Annotated in this window: 18 protein-coding genes; 7 read left to right on the forward strand and 11 right to left on the reverse strand. The window is 41.8% G+C overall.

The window, feature by feature from the left end; translation table 11 throughout:
- The first annotated feature begins 57 nt into the window (after positions 1 to 57).
- From L2672_RS09015 to L2672_RS09025, 3 genes are read left to right on the forward strand one after another with little or no spacing between them, the layout of a single operon-like run.
- Positions 58 to 270 (forward strand): DUF1656 domain-containing protein, encoded by a 213-nt coding sequence (locus L2672_RS09015; protein WP_248995512.1) that lies wholly within the window; start codon positions 58 to 60, stop codon positions 268 to 270.
- Positions 271 to 280: 10 nt separating this feature from the next.
- Positions 281 to 1,132 carry an HlyD family secretion protein gene (locus tag L2672_RS09020; RefSeq protein ID WP_248995513.1) on the forward strand — a complete coding sequence of 284 codons (852 nt, stop codon included), beginning with the start codon at positions 281 to 283 and terminating at the stop codon, positions 1,130 to 1,132.
- A gap of 43 nt (positions 1,133 to 1,175) precedes the next feature.
- Positions 1,176 to 2,591 carry an FUSC family protein gene (locus tag L2672_RS09025; RefSeq protein WP_248995514.1) on the forward strand — a complete coding sequence of 472 codons (1,416 nt, stop codon included), beginning with the start codon at positions 1,176 to 1,178 and terminating at the stop codon, positions 2,589 to 2,591.
- A 15-nt stretch (positions 2,592 to 2,606) separates the two neighbouring features.
- Here L2672_RS09025 and L2672_RS09030 read toward each other — a convergent pair whose 3' ends face one another.
- On the reverse strand, positions 2,607 to 4,766 hold the full coding sequence (locus tag L2672_RS09030; RefSeq protein ID WP_248995515.1) for a hypothetical protein: 2,160 nt from the start codon (positions 4,764 to 4,766) through the stop codon (positions 2,607 to 2,609).
- 177 nt (positions 4,767 to 4,943) lie between these two features.
- Positions 4,944 to 5,222 (reverse strand): peptidylprolyl isomerase PpiC, encoded by a 279-nt coding sequence (gene ppiC, locus L2672_RS09035; RefSeq protein WP_248995516.1) that lies wholly within the window; start codon positions 5,220 to 5,222, stop codon positions 4,944 to 4,946.
- 121 nt (positions 5,223 to 5,343) lie between these two features.
- Here ppiC and L2672_RS09040 point away from each other — a divergent pair, with 121 nt between their 5' ends.
- A complete protein-coding gene (locus L2672_RS09040; protein ID WP_248995517.1) occupies positions 5,344 to 5,874 on the forward strand; it encodes a DUF2937 family protein in 531 nt (176 codons plus the stop codon).
- 83 nt (positions 5,875 to 5,957) lie between these two features.
- The gene (locus tag L2672_RS09045; RefSeq protein WP_248995518.1) at positions 5,958 to 6,431 is read left to right on the forward strand and encodes a peroxiredoxin; all 474 of its coding nucleotides are present in this window, start codon (positions 5,958 to 5,960) and stop codon (positions 6,429 to 6,431) included.
- 83 nt (positions 6,432 to 6,514) lie between these two features.
- On the opposite strand, the gene envZ is transcribed toward L2672_RS09045, so the two are convergent.
- Together envZ and ompR are read right to left on the reverse strand one after the other, a co-directional pair.
- Complete coding sequence (gene envZ, locus L2672_RS09050) at positions 6,515 to 7,849, reverse strand: two-component system sensor histidine kinase EnvZ (RefSeq protein WP_248995519.1); 1,335 nt, start codon at positions 7,847 to 7,849, stop codon at positions 6,515 to 6,517.
- A gap of 3 nt (positions 7,850 to 7,852) precedes the next feature.
- Positions 7,853 to 8,578, reverse strand: coding sequence for an osmolarity response regulator transcription factor OmpR (ompR, locus tag L2672_RS09055; protein ID WP_248995520.1), 726 nt, complete (start codon positions 8,576 to 8,578; stop codon positions 7,853 to 7,855).
- A 362-nt stretch (positions 8,579 to 8,940) separates the two neighbouring features.
- On the opposite strand from ompR, the gene greB reads away from it, so the two are divergent.
- Positions 8,941 to 9,420 (forward strand): transcription elongation factor GreB, encoded by a 480-nt coding sequence (greB, locus tag L2672_RS09060; RefSeq protein ID WP_248995597.1) that lies wholly within the window; start codon positions 8,941 to 8,943, stop codon positions 9,418 to 9,420.
- Here the strand turns inward: greB and L2672_RS09065 are convergent, their stop codons facing one another.
- The 7 genes from L2672_RS09065 to L2672_RS09095 form a co-directional block, all read right to left on the reverse strand.
- Positions 9,421 to 12,435, reverse strand: a complete 3,015-nt coding sequence (locus L2672_RS09065) for a bacteriohemerythrin (RefSeq protein WP_248995521.1) — start codon at positions 12,433 to 12,435, stop codon at positions 9,421 to 9,423.
- A gap of 118 nt (positions 12,436 to 12,553) precedes the next feature.
- Positions 12,554 to 13,006 (reverse strand): hypothetical protein, encoded by a 453-nt coding sequence (locus tag L2672_RS09070; protein WP_248995522.1) that lies wholly within the window; start codon positions 13,004 to 13,006, stop codon positions 12,554 to 12,556.
- 12 nt (positions 13,007 to 13,018) lie between these two features.
- Complete coding sequence (locus L2672_RS09075; RefSeq protein ID WP_248995523.1) at positions 13,019 to 13,696, reverse strand: TorD/DmsD family molecular chaperone; 678 nt, start codon at positions 13,694 to 13,696, stop codon at positions 13,019 to 13,021.
- Positions 13,697 to 13,746: 50 nt separating this feature from the next.
- Complete coding sequence (locus L2672_RS09080; RefSeq protein ID WP_248995524.1) at positions 13,747 to 14,412, reverse strand: DMSO/selenate family reductase complex B subunit; 666 nt, start codon at positions 14,410 to 14,412, stop codon at positions 13,747 to 13,749.
- A gap of 14 nt (positions 14,413 to 14,426) precedes the next feature.
- Complete coding sequence (locus L2672_RS09085) at positions 14,427 to 16,940, reverse strand: DMSO/selenate family reductase complex A subunit (protein WP_248995525.1); 2,514 nt, start codon at positions 16,938 to 16,940, stop codon at positions 14,427 to 14,429.
- A gap of 30 nt (positions 16,941 to 16,970) precedes the next feature.
- Positions 16,971 to 18,965 carry an MtrB/PioB family decaheme-associated outer membrane protein gene (locus L2672_RS09090; protein WP_248995526.1) on the reverse strand — a complete coding sequence of 665 codons (1,995 nt, stop codon included), beginning with the start codon at positions 18,963 to 18,965 and terminating at the stop codon, positions 16,971 to 16,973.
- 14 nt (positions 18,966 to 18,979) lie between these two features.
- Entirely contained in the window at positions 18,980 to 19,867 is an 888-nt protein-coding gene (locus L2672_RS09095; RefSeq protein ID WP_248995598.1) for a DmsE family decaheme c-type cytochrome, read from the reverse strand.
- Between the two features lie 721 nt (positions 19,868 to 20,588).
- Here L2672_RS09095 and L2672_RS09100 point away from each other — a divergent pair.
- A complete protein-coding gene (locus L2672_RS09100; protein ID WP_248995527.1) occupies positions 20,589 to 22,931 on the forward strand; it encodes a Tex family protein in 2,343 nt (780 codons plus the stop codon).
- Positions 22,932 to 22,943: the final 12 nt, after the last annotated feature.

Raw genomic sequence — 22,943 nt, forward strand, 5'->3', positions numbered from 1 at the left:
TATTTCTCGGTATATTTCAGCTAATTCGTAAATTAACTCAATTTAAGAGAGAAAACCATGTTAACCATGCCACATGAAATAGCGATAGGCGATCTCTATTTTCCACCACTATTGCTGGTGGTAATTTTCTCATACCTTGTTTCTACCGGTATTATTTTTATTGCTGGAAAGCTTGGTCTATTGCGTTACGTTGCGGTACCAGTATTAGTTGAATTGAGCTTAGTGGTGCTGATATCCGGCTTAATTAGTCAATTTATTCATTTTGTTTAAGGGAACCACCATGAAATATTTTATTACTGCTTTTTTTGTGGTGTGTGCCGTTGCTGTAGGCTATCACCAGTATCAAACTTATCAACAGGCGCCTTGGACTCGTGATGGTCAAGTTCGCGCGCACATTATTCAAATTACCCCGCGTGTTACGGGGCAAATTGTGGAAATGAATGTAGATGATGATTGCCGAGTTGAGCAAGGTGATGTGTTATTTCAAATTGACTCAAAACCTTATGAAGCCGATTTGAAAAAAGCTCAAGCGGGAGAGCGTCAAGCTGCAGCAATGGTTGAGAAAGCTAAAAATGAATATAAGCGTCAGTCTAATTTAGAAAGAGCGACACCTGGTGCAGTGCCTGAACTAACCTTAAACAACTTAGCTAATGCCGTGGATATGGCTAAAGCCGATTTAGCATTGGCGCAGGCACAAGTTGATACGGCTGAAATGAACTTGTCTTACACCACCGTTATAGCACCAACAAGTGGCTTTATTACTAACTTAAACTACCGTATTGGTTCACAGGTTGTGGCAAACGCACCTGTTGTGGCATTAATTGATGAAAGTAGCTTTTGGATTGAAGGTTTTTTCAAAGAAACTGATTTAAACGGTGTTGATGTAGATGATGAAGTGACTGTTCAATTGATGAAAGCAGATCAGCCGTTATCAGGCACTGTAACTAGCATTGGTTTTGGTATTTCAAAAAGTGATGGCAGCACAGGTAACGCTTTATTACCTAATGTAAACCCAAGTTTTGAGTGGATTCGTTTGGCGCAGCGTATACCGGTAAAAGTGAAATTAGACAATGTGCCGGCAGGTTTGCAGTTACGTGTAGGCATGACAGCATCTGTGCAAGTATTCAAATAAATACAGGGTTATAGATAACACCTATTCAGCCTGAGGCGACACTATGTTTGATTACAAGCTAAAAAATGCCATTAAAGTGGCCATTACAGTCAGTATTTCATTGTTCTTGGCGTTATGGTTTCAATGGGATAAACCCTATTGGGCAGCCATTACCGCCATCGTATTGTGCGCTAACGGGGTTTATGGTCAAGCATTAAGGCAAGGGCGAAATCGCGTGTTAGGTACTCTTGGCGGTGTAGCTTATGCGTTGTTTTTGGTGAGCTTTTTTTCACAATCAATGACCTTGTTTATCTTGTTTTTACTGCTGTTTTTGTCAGTGTGTGTTTATTTTGCAAGTGATACAGAATATGGGTATGCCTTTAATATCGCGGCGGTAGTGTGCGCCATTGTGTCAGCTATCGGTGGTTTTGATGGCGAAACAACCTTTCATTTATTAACCATGCGCATTCAAGAAACTGCGCTAGGTGTGGTGGTGTATTCGGTTGTGTTTGGACTTGTTTGGCCGGTCACGACTGAGCAAGCATTTTTTGAGGTGGTTGATAATACTTTTGAGGCTTTTGAAACCTCCATTAGTAAGGTTTTTAAAGCGCTAGAAAACAACAACCCTTATAGTATTGAGTGGAATACGTTAAACCAACGTGCCGCTATTACGCAGATGAACGACTTATTGGCAATGCCTCATTCGGGCAGTGCAAACTTGCAGCATCAGGCAAAATATTGGCAATTAGTTGTTAGTAGCTTTACTTTATTGCAGCAGCAAGTGGATGAGCTTAAGCAAAAACTACAAGCGGATTCAGCAAGTGATGAGCAAGGTATTAATTATCATCAAGATATTTCCCCAATATTAGAGACTTTAGCGGCGTTAAAAATGGCAATTAACGCGCCGAAACAGGAACAAGCTGCAAGCAAAGCAAAGTTATTGCTACTGTGTGAGTCAATAAAGCCTGAGCCAATAGTCGAGCGCAGCACAATTCGTAATATGAAGTTTAAGCGTGTTTTTCGTATGTTAGCAATAATTTCAACTTGTTTTGCTATGTGGATTTACTTACCCATTCCTAGCCATGGCATGTTCCCAATGCTAGCGACTATTTTTGCCTGTGTATTGGTGAACTTGCCTGACAACATGGCAAAACATGGGCTATGGGGCGTGATGATATGGGGACCAATATTTATTGCGCAATATACATTAATCATGCCTCACTTTACCGAGCTATGGCAGCTATTGAGCTTATATGCGGTAAATATTGTGATTATTTGGACTTTATTTAGTAATGCTCGAATGGGGATTCAACGGATTTTAGGGGGTAACTTAATGATGGTATTAACCATGAATGCCCTAAAACCTGCCCCTGTTTTTGATGTGTCATTGTCGCTGAATATGCTGGCTTGGGTGATAGTTTGTATTGGTGTGGTGCAAATTTACACTCAATTTTTCAATCAGGTGTTTGCAGAAAAATAAATAATGGGGTCAGAGTTAATTTTTGAAATCCCTCTTAAATAATGCTTCGTTGCTGGCAATATGGTGCTGCCACTTTCTGAAAGTGCGGTCTAGAAGATCATTGGCCGCTTTTTCAAATTCAGGGTGCTGGTTAACGCCATAGTAGATGGGAGAAGTGAAGATGAATACTTCTATTGCTACGTAACTTAAATTTAAAGTTGATAATGAACTTTCAAAAACGGCATATTGTTGCTCGGTTGAAAAACCACCGTCTAGGTACATAAATAGTAAACATAACTGTTGGTCTACTCTAGGGTAATGACAGTTTTTCAAGTAGCTTTTAATATGAGAGTTAAGAGCCACAGCATAGCTTTTATCTCCTTGCTGTTTTTTTATCGCAGCATATAAAAAAGGATCAATATCAAGCTCAATTAATGCTTGTTTAACCTTTTGTTTGAATTCATGGGCATCTACGTCAGCTAAGTCATTTAGCTGTTGGTATTTTTCTGGTTTGCCTAACAATAAACCCTGATATGCCACGGTACTTGTGCGAATTTCATCGCTAAGCGGTAATTGTTGTAACTTGCTTAATTGTTGTTTATTTAAGGCTTGTTGATTTTTAAAACGCTCCATTAACAGCAGAAAATTATAGCTATACTTTGCTATTTCAGGTGAATGGACTAAGCCATTTTCTAAAGAGTCTAACGCTTTATCTATGTCACCATATAGAAGGTTCAACTCTGCTTTAATGAGGAAACTGTAATCTGGCGGGCTAGACTTGTGATTGAAACTGTTCGCATAAGCTGCGCTTGTGGGAAGATCATGTTGGAGGCCGTATAAAATATCTAATTGATAATACAATCCTGTACTTGCATGTTCTGGGAACGTTTTTATATATAGAGTTATAAGGTTTTCTGATGCCTGAAAAGAGCCTTGTGAGGTATATAAGGTTATCAAGTTTACGTAATTAATTTCACTTTTAGGGTTCGTTTTTAATATCTTCTCCCTCTCTTTAATCACTTGTTGGGTATTTTCCACGCTCAGCAAATATAAGTTCTGTATCAATGGTTCATTGGGGGCTCCTTGGTAAGCTTTCAGGTAAAGCTTTTTGGCATTAGATTTATTGTTAAGCTCTGCATGACTCGCCATAACCATAAATTTAAAAGGGAAATTGGGGGCAATTAACAATTCCCAAAATAAGCGCTCCCTTTCCGCTTGCTGTTCATCTAAAGAGAATCCTCCTCGGCTATTGGCTAGGGCGTACACCATATAAAGCTGTGCTTTAGCTAAATAAAACTGATCATCTAATGTGATGGCTTGTTGCAATAATTCTGCAGCTTGTTGGATTGACTCAGGAGTGCGCTGATATGATAACTCACGTCCTTCTAAAAATAATTCATAGGCTTCAGAATTAGTCGTCATACCTGCTTCATGGTTAACTTGCTCTGGTAGCAAATTGAGTTTTAAGGCTTGAGTAATGGCATAAGTCAATTCATCTTGTACGGTAAAAATACCGTCTAAGGTGCGATCATAGGTTTGTGACCATATATGCTTGCCAGACTCAACCTCAATTAGCTGGGCGGTAATGCGTAATTGGTCTTTATCTTTGCGAACACTGCCTTCAAGCACATAGTTAACATCCAGTATTCGGCCTATTTCACGAATATCTGTTTTAGAGCCTTTAAAACTAAATGAAGAGGTACGGGCAATGACCACCAGTTGGTTTAAACGTGCTAGTGAGTTCAAGATTTCCTCTGATATGCCATCTCCAAAATAGCCTTGCGACTTATCTGAGCTCATATCTTCAAAGGGCAGTACGGCAATAGAGCGCTCTAAATTGTCATTAGCACTGGCAACAAACCATTTCTCATAGGATATAAAGCTAAGCGCGAATAGCAGCGCAATGGCCAAAAAATAATTGATTTTAGTGCCTGTATGGTGGCGAATAGACTCTGTTTCATCTACTTCATGGGAGTATTTTAGCCCATCAGGGGTTAATTCAAACGCCCAAGCAAATATGCAGGCAACAGGAAAACCCATCACCAGTACTACGGTGAAAATTGTGCTAAATAAGGTGGGTAGGTGAAGTGCAGGGGAAATAACCGCAACAACTTGTAAGATGATCCAACTGGTCACCAGATAAACGCTTGCCACTTTAAAGACATTACGCCGTTTTAGCTCGCTAAAAAATGACATGCATCCAGCTCGTTACTCCTATATGTATTAACCATAGTCAAAGAGCTTGGTTTGCGCAATTTTTAGGCGAAGTGTGTTGTTATAGCGTGCCTAGTTGGAGAGGCCATATTTAAAAATTAACTCTGACCCCATTTATTGTTATCGCTCTCATGGCTGTTGGTATATATCTGCAATGTATCATGTCCTGTAAAGCACTTTCACCACATGCCAGCCAAATTTGGTTTTAACTAAATGCGGGGTGATTAATTCGCCAGTAAAGCAGACTTTGTCGAACTGAGGCACCATTTGGCCTTTCTTGAATTCTCCTAAACTGCCGCCTTTTTTACCTGATGGACAGCTTGAGTGCTTTTTAGCAAGCACATCAAATTTCGCGCCTTTATTAAGTTGCGCAATAATGTCTTCGGCTAACTCTTTATGTTTAACAAGAATGTGTAATGCAGAGGCGGTTTTAGCCATAACTGAAGTCTCTATGATTTGCGGTAAATAAACGTCATTATATCAATTCGCATTGGTCAGTGACCAATGAATTTTGGCTCAGGTTTATCATGCTTTAACGATAATAATTTAAGTGAGATTTATGAAAACGATTATCGAGTACTTTCGACTCATTTTATTTGTTTGTGGCGTCCTTATTGGAGTGCAGTTTCCGGCGTTTATTGATCAATATGGTCAACGTTTAGAGGCGCATTTATTGGAGTCTCAATTAAGTTTGCAAGCTTTTCAACGTGACGCAGATAAGTTTTTTGCTGGTGATATTCATCGACTTATTAGCCATTATCAACGCAGTGTTGATGAAGTGGTGCAGGCTGGCGGTAATAACATTCAAACGATTTATGATAGAACCGAGCAACTGCAGGCGGCTCTTCAGCAGTTTAAGCAATCTGAGTTATCGAGTATTCAGCATGTACTGATAACTCCGGTGGATAATATTCGAACTGAAACTTGGCAAGGTTTTACCCATATGGTGGTGTTAGATACATATGCCATTTTGATGGGACTGGTATTAGGGTTATTTATCGCCCTATTAACTGAATCTTGTTTAGTGTGTGTGGGGCGAGGGTGTCGTTACTGTTTTCACTTAGGAAAAAAACCACATAAACCCGCCTAATAACCTTGTTGCTTATCGGTATTTAAATGGCTTAAATCAAGTTATGCTGGGCTTCAACTTTATTCATTATTTAAGGATTTATCATGTTCAAGCAAGGACAAAATCTACCTGCAGGGACACTGAGCCAACTCACTAAAGACGGCATGGTTAATCATAATGTGGCGGAGCTGTTTGCCGGAAAAAAAGTGGTGCTATTTGCCGTACCCGGTGCTTTTACACCCACCTGTTCAGAAGCGCATTTACCAGGGTTTGTGGTGCAAGCTGATGAGCTAAAAGCAAAAGGTGTAGACATGATTGCGTGTGTGTCAGTAAACGATGCTTTTGTAATGAAAGCATGGGGTGAGGCGCAAAATGCTAGCGAGTTATTAATGTTAGCCGATGGTGATGCCAGCTTCACTAAAGCGTTGGGGCTAGAAATGGACACTGCTGGTTTTGGTGGTTTGCGCTCACAACGTTATGCGATGGTGATTGATAATGGTGTGGTAACGGTGTTGAATGTTGAGGCGCCAAAATCATTTGAGGTGAGTACTGCAGAAGCCATTTTAGCGGCGTTATAATTCATTTGATTTAACCTGCTTGCCTTATTGGAAGGCTACTTGGCATCCATTGTTAAGGTAAGCAGGTGTTATAAATGAGCAGGTTACTTTTTAGGTAACATCACTTTTGCAATTAAGCCCCCCTGCGGGCGGTTGGTTAATTTAACCCGCCCGTGGTGTCTATCAATAATACGTTTAATAATCGCAAGTCCTAAGCCTGAGCCTACACTGCCTCGTGCGCTATCGCCTTGAGTAAAGGGCTCAAACAAACTCTCAATATCCGCTTCATTTATTCCTGGGCCGTTGTCTTCTACTGTAAAGCCGACAAAATGACCTTGTTGAAACGAACTGATTTTGACCCAGCCATTACCGTATCGGAAAGCATTTTCTACTAGGTTACTCAGCACTCGCTTTATGGCGACAGGATGAATGGGGATCTGTGGGCACTCAGTTAGAGCAAGCTCAAGCTTATCGCTACGATGACTTTCCTGTTGGCTGAGATCTTGAATCAATTGATTGAGTTGGAATAGCTCTCGTTCAACATCTTCATCATTGCGAATATAAGCAATAAATTGGTTGATGATAGCATCCATGTCTTCAATATCACTGACAATGCCTTCTTTAAGATATTGATCATCTTCTACCATCATTTCAGATGCTAACCGAATGCGGGTGAGTGGGGTACGTAAATCGTGTGATATTCCCGCCATTAATAGAGCTCTGTCTTGTTCAAGCTGTTTCATACTCTGTGCCATCTGATTAAAGGCGTGAGTTACTTCAACAATTTCAGTTGAGCCACTAAGGGGTAAAGGGTCAGGAAACTTCCCTTTTGAAACCGAAACAGCGGCTTTCTGTAATCTTTTTAATGGCTTGTTTTGTTTACGAGCAAATAACCAACCGCCAGCGACACTGAGGGCACCAATAACCAGTAGATATAACGTCAGCGGAGAAAGGTCTGATTCATTAATGCCATTTAAAGGGACTTTTATCCATAAAGAAGGTGCTTGTGGTGGGCTTATCCACACATCGAGGGTTTCGCCTTGTGAAAATCTTACCTCTGCATCACCACCTAAGTACTCTGACATTTGATCAGATAAAAACCCATAATAGGTAGCCGTATCTAGCCCAGCTTCACGGGCTTGTTTTAAGTTATAAATGGTCATGCCATTGTGGCTAACTTTAGCGTTTAGGGCATCAACCATTGATAAATGTTCGCGGCCAACGTCAACACCATCAACAAACAAAATATTAATTTGTCGTGCGATCAGTTGATTGATTTGTTCATAACTGGGCTTAATAAAATAAACCGCCACCGACCAATATGACACCAATTGATTAATCAGCAGTAAACTACCAATTAATACAACGGTTTGGCTAAAGGCGTTTCGTGGTAGCAAATGTTGCCACCATTTAAGCTTTAATTTTGCAGGCTTTGACACAGGTTATTTTCTTGCCGAACCATCAGGCACAAACACATAACCTAGGCCCCAAACAGTTTGGATATACCTTGGGTTGGCGGCATCGTTTTCAATTAAGCGGCGAAGTCGTGATACTTGTACGTCAATTGAACGCTCTAATGCTGAGTAGTCACGCCCTCTGGCAAGGTTCATTAGCTTGTCGCGTGATAACGGCTCTCTTGGGTGTGTGACTAATACTTTTAATACGGCAAACTCGCCACTGGTTAATGCAATACTCTCATCACCATGAAACATTTCACGAGTGGCTAAATTAAGGGCGAAATCACCAAATTCAATTAACTCTTCTTGTTGTGCTGGCGCGCCTGGTACTTCCGCAGTTTGTCGGCGCATAACCGCTTTAATTCGGGCAAGCAGTTCTCTGGGGTTAAACGGCTTAGGCAGGTAATCATCAGCGCCAAGCTCTAGGCCAATAATACGGTCAACTTCGTCGCCTTTTGCGGTTAGCATAACAATGGGTATGGCATTTTCTTGTTGGCGTAATCGGCGGCAAATTGATAAGCCATCTTCACCTGGCAGCATTAAATCGAGTACTAATAAATGAAAGTTCTCACGCTCAAGTAATCTGTCCATTTGTTCAGCATTTGCGGCACTGCGAACTTGATAACCTTGTTCCATTAAATAGCGCTCTAGCAGCGAACGCAGTCGCATGTCATCATCAACAACGATAATTTTTGATGTTTCTTGGCCCATGAGAATGTCCTTCACTATTAACAAGTTGGTTTGGCGATATGACTCAATATAACCAGTTTATGCGTTAGCTAATAGAGTCTGAAATGTAAGTTTAGTCAGCCCTTCTGATTATAAGACAGAATATGAGTTTAATGATATTGATTTTACAAGGTTTTCAGCTTTGTATCTGGGATGATGTAAATTGTAACAATTCGCGTTGATAAATGATTTGCAACACTTTTTCATTTTATATTGGCGGATAGGTTAGCCTGCAGGTGAGTGATAAATCATGTTTTTTGGGGTTGTTTTAGTCAGGTTAGCGCTGTAAACCGTGGTATATTGTGGCCATTATCTTTTGACCAATAATGCATTCAATATTCAGTATGAAAACGGCAATTGTTACCCGCGAAGGGTTTGAAAAACTTAAACAAGAACTTGATTTTTTATGGCGTACAGAACGTCCTGAAATTACTAAAAAAGTCGCTTGGGCGGCAAGTTTGGGTGATAGAAGTGAAAATGCTGATTATCAATATAATAAACGGCGTTTGCGTGAAATTGATCGCAGAGTACGTTATTTACGCAAGTCGATTGAAAATGTAAAAGTTGTCGATTATTCGCCTGAGCAAGAGGGCAAGGTATTTTTTGGTGCCTGGGTAGAAATAGAAAATGAAGATGGCCAACAATTGACCTTTAGAATAGTGGGCTACGATGAAATTTTTGGCCGTAAAGATTACATTTCTATCGATTCTCCTATGGCGCGAGCTTTATTGAAAAAACAAGTGGATGATGAGGCGGTTGTGGGTACCCCTGAAGGTGAAAAGGTGTGGTATATCAATGATATTTTTTACCATAAAAAGGCTTGATTAAGCACTGTAGGCGTTAATTGAAGCTTGTTGGATATACTGCTCAAATATATCAATAGGCAAGGGCTTGCTATATCGATAACCCTGATAATGCTCGCAACCCATTTGAATGAGTGCGTGTTGCTGCTCTAAGGTTTCTACACCTTCTGCAATCACATTAACCCCCAAGCTATTGGCCATAGCGATAATCATTTTTACAATAGACTGATCGCTATTATTGGTGGTCAGTTCGTCCACAAAAGAACGATCTATCTTTAATTGATATAAAGGCAGTTTTTTCAAATATTGCAGTGACGAGTATCCTGTACCAAAATCATCCAGTGAAAATAGTATGCCGAGTGCATTTAGACTGTGCATTTGTTTAATAGTACCGTTGATGTCATCTAACAATAGTGATTCAGTAAGCTCCATTTTGAGCTTTTGAGGGGCAATATGATATCGATGAATGATCTCGCGGCACTGTTCAACAAATTGAGCTTGTTTAAATTGCTTTGAACTCACATTGATCGATAGTGTTAAATTTTTGGTGTGGCTATTTTTTTGCCATTGGTCCAGTTGTTCGCAAGCACTATTTAATATCCAGTAGCCTAACTCAACAATAAGTCCCGACTCTTCCATTTGGGGAATAAACTCAATAGGGGTAATTATCCCTTTTGTTGGGTGCCGCCAACGTAATAATGCTTCTGCTCCTGTGGGCTGCATTTGATGATTTATTTGCACTTGATAGAAAAGCTCAAACTGCTGCTCTTTAACTGCTTGATGTAATTCTGACTCTAGCTTCATCCTCTGGCTTATTTCAGCTTGCATTTGTGGATTAAAAAAGCGCACCGTATTGCGGCCAGCCTGTTTTGCTTGATACATGGCAATATCGGCACGTTTCATTAATTCTGATGTGGTTACGGTTTGCTCGCCAAACAAGGTAACGCCAATACTGGTCGTACATTTGAATTCAATGGCGTTTAAATGAAAAGGTGTTTGTAGCTTAAGTAATATTTGGCCACAAATGCGGTTTACCTCATCTGTAGCGGCTTGTTTGTCGGCACTGAGTCCTTCTAAAATAATAACAAATTCATCACCACCAATGCGAGCAAGGGTATCTTCTTTTCTCACGCAACTTTCTAGTCGCTCAGCCATTGAAGTAAGTAGTAAATCGCCCATATCATGCCCGTGGGTATCGTTTAGCATTTTAAAATGATCAATGTCTAAAAACAGCAAAGCATTATTAAGATACTGGTGGTTACTCAAGGCGATGACTCGCCTTAATCTGTCCAGCAATAACCGCCGATTAGGTAAATTGGTGAGTTGATCATAAAAGGCAAGTTGTTGGATTTTTTGCTCTGACTTTTTACGCAGGGTTATGTCATTAATGGTGATGATATAGTTGGTAATTTGATGCTCATTTTTTACCGCATCTAAATATAAATAGGCTGGAAAACAATGGCCATCTTTATGTTTTTGCCAAACTTCGCCTTCCCAAGCATCTTGGTCTGCAATATTTGGCCACACTTCACGATAAAACTGTTCGTCATAGTTTTCTGGGCATAATATTGAAGGATGCTTGCCGATTAACTCTTCAGCATCATAGCCGGTGATGTCGGTAAACGATGTATTAACTTGCAAAATATTCTCTTTGGCATCTGTGATTAAAATACCTTCTTGAGAGTCAAACACTTTAGCTGCAAGTAATAGTTTTTGCTCCACTTGCTTGCGTTCAGTAATGTTGGTAATGCCGGTAATGTAACCTGTCACATTTTTACGCTCATCAAATGAAGGCACATATTGAACCAGTAAACTTTGACCAAACAAATTAATATCATAACTAACCGTTTCGCCACTCAGAACTTTGATGATATGGGGTTTTAATTCACGGTAAACGGCTTTACCGACAATTTCTTGCACCTTGCGGCCTATAATCGCTTCTGGCGTTAAATCAAAAAGCTTTGCATAGGGTTGGCTGGCATATATATAACGTCCATTTTTATCGCAACTGGCAATGTAAAAGGGAGAGTTATCAGTAATAAATTGTAACTGTTGCTGTTGTTCAATGAGCTTAAGCTCGGTTTGTTTGTAAAGGGTAATATCTTGGGAGAAACCAGAGAGCGAGATACTGTTATCTAGCGGATTAATGATTCGTTTGCCGCGACAGTGTATCCAACGTACTTGGCCATCACTTGGGCGCGTAATGGTGTATTGAACACGATGCTCTTTTCCGGTTTTAATGCAGTTTTGTAATGATTGGTGGAATGCTTCGTGAAATTGAAGGTGCATTAATGACAACAATGTACTGAGGTTGGTTTCATCGTGCTGGTTAAGCCCATACAATTGATACATTTGTGGGTCGCAAATGGCCTCGCCTGTTTCAATGTCTAAATCCCAATAGCCGACCTCTGAAAAGGTTAATGCTTCTTCAAGTCGATGTTCACTTTTTTCTAATGCGCGGGTTATTGCATTGTTTTTACGGCTTTGCTCAATTAAATAAAGGGTGTTTTCAGCAAAAGCGGCATACAGTGACAGCGTGACATTAATGAGCTGTCTTGAGGCACCTTGAAAGTGTTGTTTTGCCTGTGCCTTTGCTTGTTCTAGTGTGGCGCCTTTTTGTAGCGCTTGAACCTGAATTGCAAGGTCAAAGTCATTTTCTAAAATATGTGCAGCCAACCAGTTGGTAAGAAAAGTAATCAGGCTTTTGAGTAGTTCATCTGTTGGCGTTGTTTCAAATTCGGCTTTTAATTGAGCCAGTTTGCTGGTGAAGCGTTGATGTTCTTTTTGGTGGCTGTCGGCATTAGTGTGATTAGGTAAAAAGGCTTGCCAAAGCTTTTCTTCGGTTTCAAAGTGATATTTTGTGTAGGCAATAAGCTCGTTTATAACGGTGATGAGTTCATTTTTATCGCAGTTTAGAATCGCCTGATTGGTAAGCTTATTTAGAATAATAACCAAATTCTGGTGCTGGAAATCGATGTCATCAATACCACAGCAAAAATTCGTGTTCCATGGGAAAATGTTAATTTGCTCACTCAACAGGCTATCCTTAATATTGCCAAACTCCGTTGTACAATATTAAGTATAGACATTTTTTTGAAAGTGCCATTTTGTTGGCGATTTTTTATTAGCACTCGCTAAACTTTGTGGGGTAATGTCACTGCCTACCCATATTTTTACTGGCTTTACGTTGCTGTTTTCTTTGTTTTTCAAGTTGTTCCATAGCCGTAAGGGTTTTGTGGGCTTTATTCACTAGTGCATTAGCGTGCTCAGAACTGTGTTGCTGTATTTCATTGGCTAAATTCACCGATAATGACAACACCAATTGCTCTGCTTGAGAAAGATCTTTGTGTTCAGCTTCTTTAACAAACAACAAGATAAAGCATTGAAATAGAGCGTCAAATGCTTGTTCGATATTGATTTTATAATCGTTATCTTGTGGCTTTTCAGGCAACTCAATCATGGCTGAAATTAAATTGCATACCGTTGCTGAGCTGGTTGCTCCAACAAAAAGTGAATTAAGCTCGGTTTGCTGTGATAAAAAAATATTAAGCTGATTGGCATACTCGGCTTTGTGCCACTGCTCATTTACAGAGCGAATAACAGTCATTTGCCTCTCCTGTTATTTAAATAATCGCATCGGCATTGGGATAACATTTAAGGTGCTAGCGAGTACGGTTTCAAAGTCTTTTGCTAACAACACTAAGCCTCTATAAAAATCTGTTTCAGCATGTTCTGCAGCCAGCTCAAGGCAGCGGCCTGACCATGGCAACATGTGTTGCTGTAATAAAATAATTAATGCTTCTTTTGCCACACTACCTTCTGGTGCATTGGTTTGTTGAGCGTCAATTATTTGTGCCAATAGCTGATCAATTACCGCATAAAATAGTGCAATGTGGTCAACTGGCTGGTTGTATTTTAAGTCAAAACTCACTCCGATGCTTTTATAAAACTGCATCAAGGTAATGGTCGATTCATCATTTAAAATACCTTGCTCGCCTAAATAAACTGAGCCCCAAGGCATAGCTTTAGGTTCGCCTGGTCCAAAAAATAACTGACCATAGTCGAGTTTAAGATTAGTAAGCTGTTCCGTGTCCCATTGAGCGATGAACTGGGTTAAATACTGTTTTCCTTGTTGGTTTGCTGCTGAGTCGGTAAATGCCGGCCAGTTTTGAGCAAGGTCGTTTTCAATAAACAGAGCAAGGGTGTCAGCCGTTGGGTAATTAACCAAGCTATGGTGCAATATTCTCGCTGCTGCTTGTAATTCACTCAGGTCAATTGCTGTATTTAAATGGGTCATGGAATGTTCCTATGAGAAAAAGGGCGCCTCAGTAAAGGCGCCTTTAACAATTATACTTCTGCGTAATTTAAGATTTCACCTTGACGACCACCATGCTTATTCGCTTTGATGATCAAGTTTGGAGAAGTAATGCTTTCTGACGGTAGTGGCGCAATATGACCATCACCATTGCCGTACTTCTCTCTAAGGTTATCCATTGTGTCAAAGTCGAGTGCACGAAGTGGGCACGAACCAACACAAATAGGCAGTTTGCCTTCAGCTAAACGGTCGAAACAGCCGTCACATTTGGTCATTACCTTACGTTGAGTATCTAATTGTGGCGCGTCATAAGGACAGGCTTTAGCACAGCTGCTACAACCAATACATAGATCAGTTGCCACATGAACAAGGCCATCTTCACGACGTTTGTGCATTGCACCTGTTGGACAGGCTTTAACACATACTGGCTCATTACAATGGTTACAGCCAATTGAAGCGTAGTAGGTAAACACGCTTTGCTCAAAGCTGCCATCACCATTGGTAGACCAGGTTCCGCCACCGTATTCATACACACGACGCCAGTTTACACCTTCAATTTGAGGTACGCCTTGCTCTACCGAGTCGTTACCTTTGCGAATCACTTCGCCTTGTCTGTCTTTACATGAAACATGACACGCTTTACAACCAGTGCACTTGGTGGTGTCTAAATAAAAACCATATTGGGTTTGTTCAGTCATTGTTGTTTACTCCATCAAGCTTTAGCGATTTGCACACGGTTTGTATGTTGTGGGTTACCTTTTGCGAACGGGCTAGGTTGGTAACGGGTTAAGGTATTAATACAGCCACCAATATCAACTACGTGACCAGATGGCCCCATACGTCCAGTCGGGTCTGGTTGATACCATGCACCTTGTCCTAAGGCTAATACGCCTGGCGCAACACGAGGTGTTACACGCACAGGTAATTCAATGGTGCCACGTTTGCTCCATACTTGAACTTTAGTGCCTTGAGTTAAGCCTTCTTTGCCCGCATCCATTGGGTTCATCCATACCGCATCTTCAACAGCTTCACGTAACCAAGGTACGTTATGATAGCTAGAGTGAGTACGGCCTTTGGTGTGGTATCCCACTAATTGGTAAGGGTAGTCTTCAGAAGTATCTTCATCGTCATAGCCTTCCCATGTTGCTTGATACATAGGTAAGCCAGAAATGTAGTCACCTTTAATGGTGTCATCAAATTCCCATTCAGCACCTTTTTGCGCCATTTTTAATGAGAACAGCTCAATTTTACCTGATGGGGTATTAACTGGGTTGCCACCATTAATGTAGCTGTCTAATGCCACTACTGGTGTGCCATTGAATGCACGGAATACACCTTGCTCTTGTGCTTCTTCATAGGTTGCAGGTAATGGTGGTTGTGCATTGGCGTTGTTAGCATTAGTACGGGTTTTTTCGTATAATTCTGCTAACCAACCAGCTTCATCTTTACCTTCGGTGTATTCTCCGCCTTTACCCATTTTGTCTGCAATTAATGCACACATGTCGTACATTGATTTACATTCCCATAATGGGTCAATGGCCGCTTTCATGGCGACTAAGTAGCCCATAATGCCTGAAGCGTAGCTGTCGTTGACTAGGTCATTTGACTCTAACCATGAGGTGTCTGGTAGTAAAATGTCAGCAAATTTAGCCGATGGTGTCATCCAGCAGTCACAAGAAACAATTAGCTCACACTTAGTGTCGTCTTCAAGTATTTTTGATATGCCGTTTGAGTCAGAGTGTTGGTTAACTAACGCATTTGAGTTAATGGCAAAAATGGCTTTTAAGTCTGCACCTAGTGGTGTGTCTAAATCTTCAGTGCCGCGAATACCATCTTTACGTGCCGTCATTTCGTGACCACGCTCAATAGCATCTGGGAAAGTAAAGAATGAGATAGACTCTTTAACTGGGTTGCTTAAACCAGACATACCACTGTTACTTAAGCTGCCTTGGCTTGGTAGCGCGCCGTTACTTACACCTGGCTGGCCCACTTTACCTGTTAAGAATGACAACATGTAACATGAACGCATAGCTTGCTCACCGTTTGCATGACGGTTAACACCTGCACCTGTAATGATAAATGGTGCGCGCGCATTCATGATTTTGCTGGCAAGATTTTTGATGTTGCTTTCTGAAACACCACAAATTTTTGCTGCCCATTCAGGTGTTCTAGCACCTTCATTAACAAACTTACCTTGGCCAAGAATATAGTCTTGATAGTTTTCATCTGGGTTGATGTAAGGCACATAAGCCAGTTTTTGTTCATCACCAGATTGTTCAAACTCTGCTTTTAGGTTAGCTAATGACTGACGGTCGTAACCCACACAGTATTTGTCTAAGAATGATTTAGAGTGAGTATCTACCCAACCTGAGCTGATCATTTCATAGGCAATACCTTCTGCTAATGCTGCGTCAGTGCCAGGGCGAATTGGATACCAAGTATCTTCTTTACCTGTCATTGAGTCAGTGTAGCGAGGGTCAATCATGATCACTTCAAGTTCTGGGTTATTTTTAATGGCTTGCAGATAATCATATCCTTCACCTGAACCCGACTGGCGCATTTCACTTGGGTTATAACCTAAGCCAATAAATAAATCACTGTCTTGTAATGCTAATAAGTTTGAGCCAGAAGTACTGCCAAAACCTGTTGCCGCAGCAGCTTCATTTTGCTGTGCCCAAGAGTAGTTACCATAAATATTTAAGAAACCGCCATTGAGGTTTAATACACGGTTAAAACAGTTAGAGCTTGAGAAGCCGTAGTAAGCGCCTGTACCGTAAAGTTTTAGAATTGACTTATTGCCATATTCGTTGGCAATACGTTGTAATTCACTTGCAATAGTTGATGCCGCTTCATCCCAAGAAATGGGGACAAACTTACCTTCACCACGCTTACCAACACGTCTCATTGGGGTTTTTAAACGATCAGGTGCATAAGTACGTTGTCTTAACGAGCGACCACGAGCACAAGCGCGTATTTGGTGGTTATCACCGTATTCGTCAGTGGTTTCGTTATCAGCTTCAACGCGGGTGATCACCCCGTCACTGCTAAATACTTTAACAGGGCAGTTAGAGCCACAGTTTACTAAACATGCTGACCATGTATGGGTTTCTTCCACTGGCGGTACTTCAGGGACTTTATTTGGCTCATCAGAGCTGGTTTTACAGCCGGTAATGGTAGCGGCACAACTTAGTGCGGCACTGGCTTTTAAAAAACTTCTACGTTCCATTCATTTATCCTCAGTAACTAAACGATGCGTTTAACGCAACTTGTAGGTAAACGACAACATCACTTGGTGTGCGTTATAGTTATGGTTGATATCACCCAGGGTAATCATCCCCGGAATGTCATTAACCCCTACGTTGGCTGCATCGGTGTCGAAATAGCGTTCATAGCGGTAAGTAATTTTGAGTGCCATTTGTTCGTTCATGGCGTAGTCGGCATACAGGCTGGCACTGTGGTTATAGCTAAAGTAGTCGCCATAAGGGCTGGTGCCATCAGTAATGACATAGGTGTCACTTACCGAGTTGCTGAATAGGTAGTCAACGCCTAATGTCAGCTTGTCTTGCATTAAGCCGCTGTAGCTTGCGCCTAGGCCTAAGTTGACAAATTCATCTTCAATGTCGGCTGCCCAGTCAGGGCGTGCAAAGCCTTGGCTACCCACTTGGTTAGAGTTAATCCATTGCTGGCCGGCAAATACGTAGCCATCAATATGCTGATTGAAAGCCATGTTCAGGTTAATGTCGTAGCCATAATCTTCTGATTCAGTGAGGCCGATTTGGGTGTCGTCATACTCGTCTTTGGCGTAACGGGTAGTGACATCGAGGCTTAACCAGTTTGTTGGCGTGTGGTTCATTCGCAGCTCAACAGCGTTACGGGTACGGTCGGCTAAGTAGTACTTGCGCATTAAGCTGTTGTCTTCTGATGAGGTCAGGTCGTTGGCCTCATACTCAGAGCCAGAGCGGTTGGCATGCTGTGCTTTGATGTTGAAGTTAAAGTTGTCGAATGCACGGACATTAAACTTCATCCATAGGCTGTCGTCGTGGGTTTGTTCACGGTCGCTATAAGTGCGTTCAACTTCTTTACGGTCATAACCTGCTTGTAGGCGATAACCACTGGCGATGCGATAACTGGCGTTCACTTTGTAAGTATTACGCTCAATGTCTTGTGGCACGTTTTGTCTAAAGGCGCCGGTTAAGCTATTGAAGTTGTATTGAGCAAACTCAGCACTTGAGCTTTGATTGTCTCGTTTGCTGTAGTCGACACTACCCCCCAGACGTAACCGGTTGGTTAGCATAGAGGTCAGGGCGTAACGTGCATCTAAGGTGTCCACTTGGCCGTCCCAGCTTTGTAATGGGTTGCCGGTCATTTGAATCAGGTTGTCATCTTGAATCATGCGTCCGGTGACAATGCGACCGTTCATGAAGGTGCGATTGATATTGTACTGACCTGACAATGACACTTGATGAGCTTGGTTATCAGGCGTTGCCGAGTACACATCGTTAGCATAAGGCAAGCTTAAGTGGTCGATGTGGTTCTCATACACGCTGCCAAAGTAACTTAGCTCGGTAAGCCAGTTTTGGCCTGAAAAGTGAATGCCGGCATCAAACTGTTTGGTGGTGGCATCAATAGGCTGCCCAAAGTTAATGGGGCTGGGTGACACTAAGCTGCTTGATTTGGTGCCGGTTTTAGCTTCTTGGCTGTAGTTAACAAAGGCGCCATAAAAGTCTTGGCCATAGTCAAACCCTAAACCGACTTTTTCACGGCGCAGGCCTAAATCAAATACGTTAAGGGTATCTGATGGTGTGAGCATGCCGTTGTTGTGCCACAGTGGGCTTTCAACATCACCGGCTTGATAGGTTTTAATGGCGTCGTAGTCGAGGTTAAATTGGTATAAGCCTGCTTTGCCGCCTGATAAGCGGGCAAAGCCATTATCCATTCCCAGTTGGTGGGCTTGAATTTGTGCTTGATAACCTGAGTCACCTTGGTATTTCACATCACCACTGACCGCACCAATGCCGCCATCTTTGCCTGTGCCTAAGGCATTGCCCGCATGCACATCGCTGACATCGTTATAGCCTGCACTAACAGAGACTTCACCTGTATAGCCTGTGGTGTTGGTGCAGCGTTTACATTCATAGCGTTCTGTATTAACAGACTCAGTATTGGCTTGATTGACACCAAAGTTGGCCGCCATAGCTGGTGTTGCGGCGACAGCCATCGCTAAGGTGATCATATTACGTTTAAATGACATTGTGTTGCTCTCCATTAGCGTTGTAGCAGGCTGCCAGATGGGTGGTTAGACCCGTGAATTTGGCCGTGACAGTTCAAACAGCTTTTACCGCCACCGAATGCATCCATACCTGGCTCTGGTACTACACGAGAGGCGTGACCGTCAGGGGCATGACATTGCTGACACAGTTGTGGTGCGCGGCTATCGAGTAGGTTGTCGTTAACACTGCCGTGTGGGTTATGACAGCTACTGCAATCTTCAGTGACAGGGGCATGCTCCCATAGGAATGGGCCACGTTTTTCAGCGTGACAGCTGTAACAGGTGTCGTTAACGGTAGGCTTAACCAGTGCGCTTTCGCTCATTGAACCGTGTGGTGCATGACAGTCAATACAGGTCATTTGGTCCCACTTCATTGGGTGAGAAGAGCGCTTGTTCATGTCGGCTTTTTCTTTGGTGTGACATGAAGTGCAGGTGTCGTTAACAGACAGTTTGTCTAGAGCAGGGTCTTTGGCTGCATGAATAGTATGGCAGTCAGCACAGGCTACTTCTTCAAGGTTATGGGTGCTGGTATGCCATGCCATTTGCTCAGGGTCGTTATGACAACCTTGGCAGACGGTGTTTTGTGTTTGTGGGCTTAGTTTGCTGTCTTTACCAAAGGCAATCATGGGTTCTTTGCCGCCTTTGTTGTGAGTACCTTGTGGGCCGTGGCAGGCTTCACACTGTAGGCCAGCCATAGGAGACTCGCTGTTGGTGATTTTGCCGTGTGCGCCATCAAACAGAGCCATGACATCGTCGTTTTTGCGGTGACACATAAGGCAGCTGTCAGCGCCTTTAGGTGAGTATTGGCCTTGTTCAAACTTTTCTACCAACTGAGCTTCAAGTTGGTCGCTGTTGAGGTTATCCCATGGCGTAGCATGCGCCATGGTGGTGAGGCTTAATATTGAAATAACACCTATGGCTAAGGTGCGAAATATCGATTTCATAGTGAGTGGCCTTTGAGTGTGTCGCAATTAAAAACGATTCTGAAAAATTGCTGGTAGTACGATGGGGTTACTTTAAAGGCAAAAAAAACTGATATAAGTCATAACCTTTAATTTTATAAGGTTAATCAGGTTTTGAACTTTTTAGTGAGATTACGCACAAAAATTTCGAGAATGATTCTCAATTTGTCTTTATGAGTGTTTTTTATTTTTTATTTAAAAACAATGGGTTGCATTTATCTTCATGATGTTTTGCGTCTTATGGATATTGAGTGGTGTTTCACACTTGTTACTATACCTAATAGTGGGTAGTGATTTGTTGGCGAATTTGATTGCAAAATTTGTGCGATAGTTAACATTCCAGTTTTGTGGTGTGTTTTGTTGATGATGCTGGTATGTATGTTAATTGTGATGTTTGTGGTGATATTTGGTTATCTATAGTGCAGTTTTCAACCGTTTTTGACCTAAATCATATTGATTAATACTGAATTAGATAACACTACTATAACAAGTGTGGTTTTTTTTATTTAATATAAGTTGGCTGATGTTATTAACAAACTGCTTAGTTTCCTAACTATGTCACTAATTGATCATCTTCCTTAAGCTTTAACTAATGATTGTGGTATCTTTAAAGCAATTTTAATTAGCTTAGATATTCATTTTTATGCTTTCAATTTCTCAGGTTATTGCTAACGAACTTCAGGTGCGCGAACAACAGGTCGACGCTGTAATTGCTTTACTAAATGATGGTGCGACAGTGCCATTTATTGCGCGGTATCGTAAAGAAGCCACCGGCGGGTTAGATGACACTCAATTACGTAACCTTCACTCCAGACTGACTTACTTGACTGAAATGCATGATAGAAGGCAAGTGATTTTGTCTAGCATTGAAGCCCAAGGTAAATTAACCCCTGCATTAACCCATGCAATAAACGAAGCTGACAGCAAAACCCGTCTTGAAGATTTATATCTGCCATATAAGCCTAAAAGAAGAACCAAAGGGCAAATTGCAATTGAAGCAGGCATTGAGCCGCTAGTTGATCATCTGCTAAATAACAGAAGTGCAGATATTGAAGCAGAGGCTAATGCTTTCATTAATGCAGCCGCTGGTTTTGCAGACACTAAAGCGGTATTAGATGGTGCGCGGTTTATTTTAATGGAGCGTTTTGCTGAAGATGCTGAGTTATTGCTAAAGATCAGAAGGCATTTATCGTCTCAAGCCATTTTAGAAAGCCGTCTTGTAAAGGGTAAAGAAAAAGAAGGCGCCAAGTATCGCGATTACTTTGAGCATAATGAAAATATAACTAAAGTTCCGTCACACCGTGCATTAGCAATGCTTCGCGGCCGCAATGAAGGCGTATTAAGTTTAAACCTTAATGCCGACCCAAACCCTGAAGCGGCAGAGACTAGCTATTGTGAAGTGATTATTGCCGAGCACTTTAATTTAACTTTAACGGATTCCAGTGTTGATCAATGGTTAAAGCTGGTCGTTAAGTCTACTTGGCGAATTAAAATTGCCCTGCAGATGGAAACCGAATTTATTGCCAAGATGCGTGAAAGTGCTGAAGAAGAGGCTATTAAAGTGTTCGCCCGTAATTTGGGTGACTTGTTAATGGCCGCTCCAGCAGGCGCAAAAACAACGATGGGACTCGACCCGGGCATTCGCACTGGAGTAAAAGTCGCCATTGTTGATAACACGGGCAAATTAGTGGCCCATACCACCATATTCCCTCACGCACCACAAAATTTATGGGATAAGTCTTTAAAAACATTGTCTAATTTAGTCGGAATGCATAAGGTTGATATCATTGCGGTAGGCAATGGTACAGGCTCGCGTGAAACCGATAAATTAGCCGCTGAGTTAATTAGCCTTGTTAAAGAGTCTCGCCCTAATTTAACTAAAGTGATGGTCAGTGAAGCTGGGGCATCAGTGTATTCAGCCTCTGAATTTGCCGCCAATGAGTTTCCTGATCTTGATGTTTCAATTCGTGGCGCGGTATCTATTGCGAGGCGATTACAAGACCCGCTTGCTGAATTAGTAAAAATTGAGCCTAAAGCCATTGGGGTGGGGCAATATCAACATGATGTTAGCCAAAGCCAATTATCACAGTCATTAGAGGCGGTTGTTGAAGATTGTGTAAACAGCGTGGGGGTTGATTTAAATATGGCCTCAACTCCGTTGTTGTCACAAGTGGCAGGATTAAACAAAACATTGGCTAAAAACATTGTTGATTATCGCGATGAGAATGGGCAATTTACTAACCGCAAACAATTGCTTAAAGTGTCGCGCCTTGGGCCGAAAGCTTATGAGCAAGCGGCAGGTTTCTTACGTATTCGCCAGGGTGATAATCCTTTAGACAGCTCAGCGGTTCACCCTGAAGCCTATGAATTAGTGGAAACCATTGCCCGTAAAACTCAGCTAGATATCAATAAGTTGATTGGTGATTCTGAGGTGCTTAGCCGTATTAATCCGCAAGACTTTATAACCGAGAGCTTTGGTTTGCCAACGGTGACAGATATTTTAGCTGAGCTAGATAAACCCGGCCGAGATCCTCGTGGCGAATTCAAAACCGCTAAGTTTCAAGACGGTGTAGAAGAGCTTAAAGATCTAAAATTAGCCATGGTGTTAGAAGGGGTTGTTACCAACGTCACTAACTTTGGTGCCTTTGTTGATGTTGGTGTTCATCAAGATGGTTTGGTGCATATCTCATCATTAACCGATAAGTTTGTTAGCGACCCACATACCATTGTTAAAGCAGGCGATGTGGTAAAAGTTAAAGTGATGGAAGTGGATATTGAGCGTCGTCGTATTGCATTAAGCATGCGTTTAGACGAAGAAATTAATCCGGCTAATCAGAAGTCTGCTGCGGGTAATGGAAAGCCTTTCGCTGGCAACAAATCCTCTAAATCCAATTATAAAGGCAATAAGCCTGTGCAAAATAAAGCCCCTGCAAATGCTGCAATGGGTAACGCTTTTGCCGATGCTTTTGCTAAATTGAAGAAATAATCGTTACCCGTT

The sequence above is a fragment of the Shewanella gaetbuli genome (genome assembly GCF_023284065.1).
Taxonomy (GTDB): Bacteria; Pseudomonadota; Gammaproteobacteria; order Enterobacterales; family Shewanellaceae; genus Shewanella; species Shewanella gaetbuli.

Excerpts from the sequence above, each read along its gene's own strand:
- L2672_RS09015 (WP_248995512.1), top strand. The coding sequence starts at position 58 with ATGTTAACCATGCCACATGAAATAGCGATAGGCGATCTCTATTTTCCA.
- L2672_RS09020 (WP_248995513.1), top strand. The coding sequence starts at position 281 with ATGAAATATTTTATTACTGCTTTTTTTGTGGTGTGTGCCGTTGCTGTA.
- L2672_RS09025 (WP_248995514.1), top strand. The coding sequence starts at position 1,176 with ATGTTTGATTACAAGCTAAAAAATGCCATTAAAGTGGCCATTACAGTC.
- L2672_RS09030 (WP_248995515.1), bottom strand. The coding sequence starts at position 4,766 with ATGTCATTTTTTAGCGAGCTAAAACGGCGTAATGTCTTTAAAGTGGCA.
- ppiC (WP_248995516.1), bottom strand. The coding sequence starts at position 5,222 with ATGGCTAAAACCGCCTCTGCATTACACATTCTTGTTAAACATAAAGAG.
- L2672_RS09040 (WP_248995517.1), top strand. The coding sequence starts at position 5,344 with ATGAAAACGATTATCGAGTACTTTCGACTCATTTTATTTGTTTGTGGC.
- L2672_RS09045 (WP_248995518.1), top strand. The coding sequence starts at position 5,958 with ATGTTCAAGCAAGGACAAAATCTACCTGCAGGGACACTGAGCCAACTC.
- ompR (WP_248995520.1), bottom strand. The coding sequence starts at position 8,578 with ATGGGCCAAGAAACATCAAAAATTATCGTTGTTGATGATGACATGCGA.
- greB (WP_248995597.1), top strand. The coding sequence starts at position 8,941 with ATGAAAACGGCAATTGTTACCCGCGAAGGGTTTGAAAAACTTAAACAA.
- L2672_RS09070 (WP_248995522.1), bottom strand. The coding sequence starts at position 13,006 with ATGACTGTTATTCGCTCTGTAAATGAGCAGTGGCACAAAGCCGAGTAT.
- L2672_RS09075 (WP_248995523.1), bottom strand. The coding sequence starts at position 13,696 with ATGACCCATTTAAATACAGCAATTGACCTGAGTGAATTACAAGCAGCA.
- L2672_RS09080 (WP_248995524.1), bottom strand. The coding sequence starts at position 14,412 with ATGACTGAACAAACCCAATATGGTTTTTATTTAGACACCACCAAGTGC.
- L2672_RS09085 (WP_248995525.1), bottom strand. The coding sequence starts at position 16,940 with ATGGAACGTAGAAGTTTTTTAAAAGCCAGTGCCGCACTAAGTTGTGCC.
- L2672_RS09090 (WP_248995526.1), bottom strand. The coding sequence starts at position 18,965 with ATGTCATTTAAACGTAATATGATCACCTTAGCGATGGCTGTCGCCGCA.
- L2672_RS09095 (WP_248995598.1), bottom strand. The coding sequence starts at position 19,867 with ATGGCGCATGCTACGCCATGGGATAACCTCAACAGCGACCAACTTGAA.
- L2672_RS09100 (WP_248995527.1), top strand. The coding sequence starts at position 20,589 with ATGCTTTCAATTTCTCAGGTTATTGCTAACGAACTTCAGGTGCGCGAA.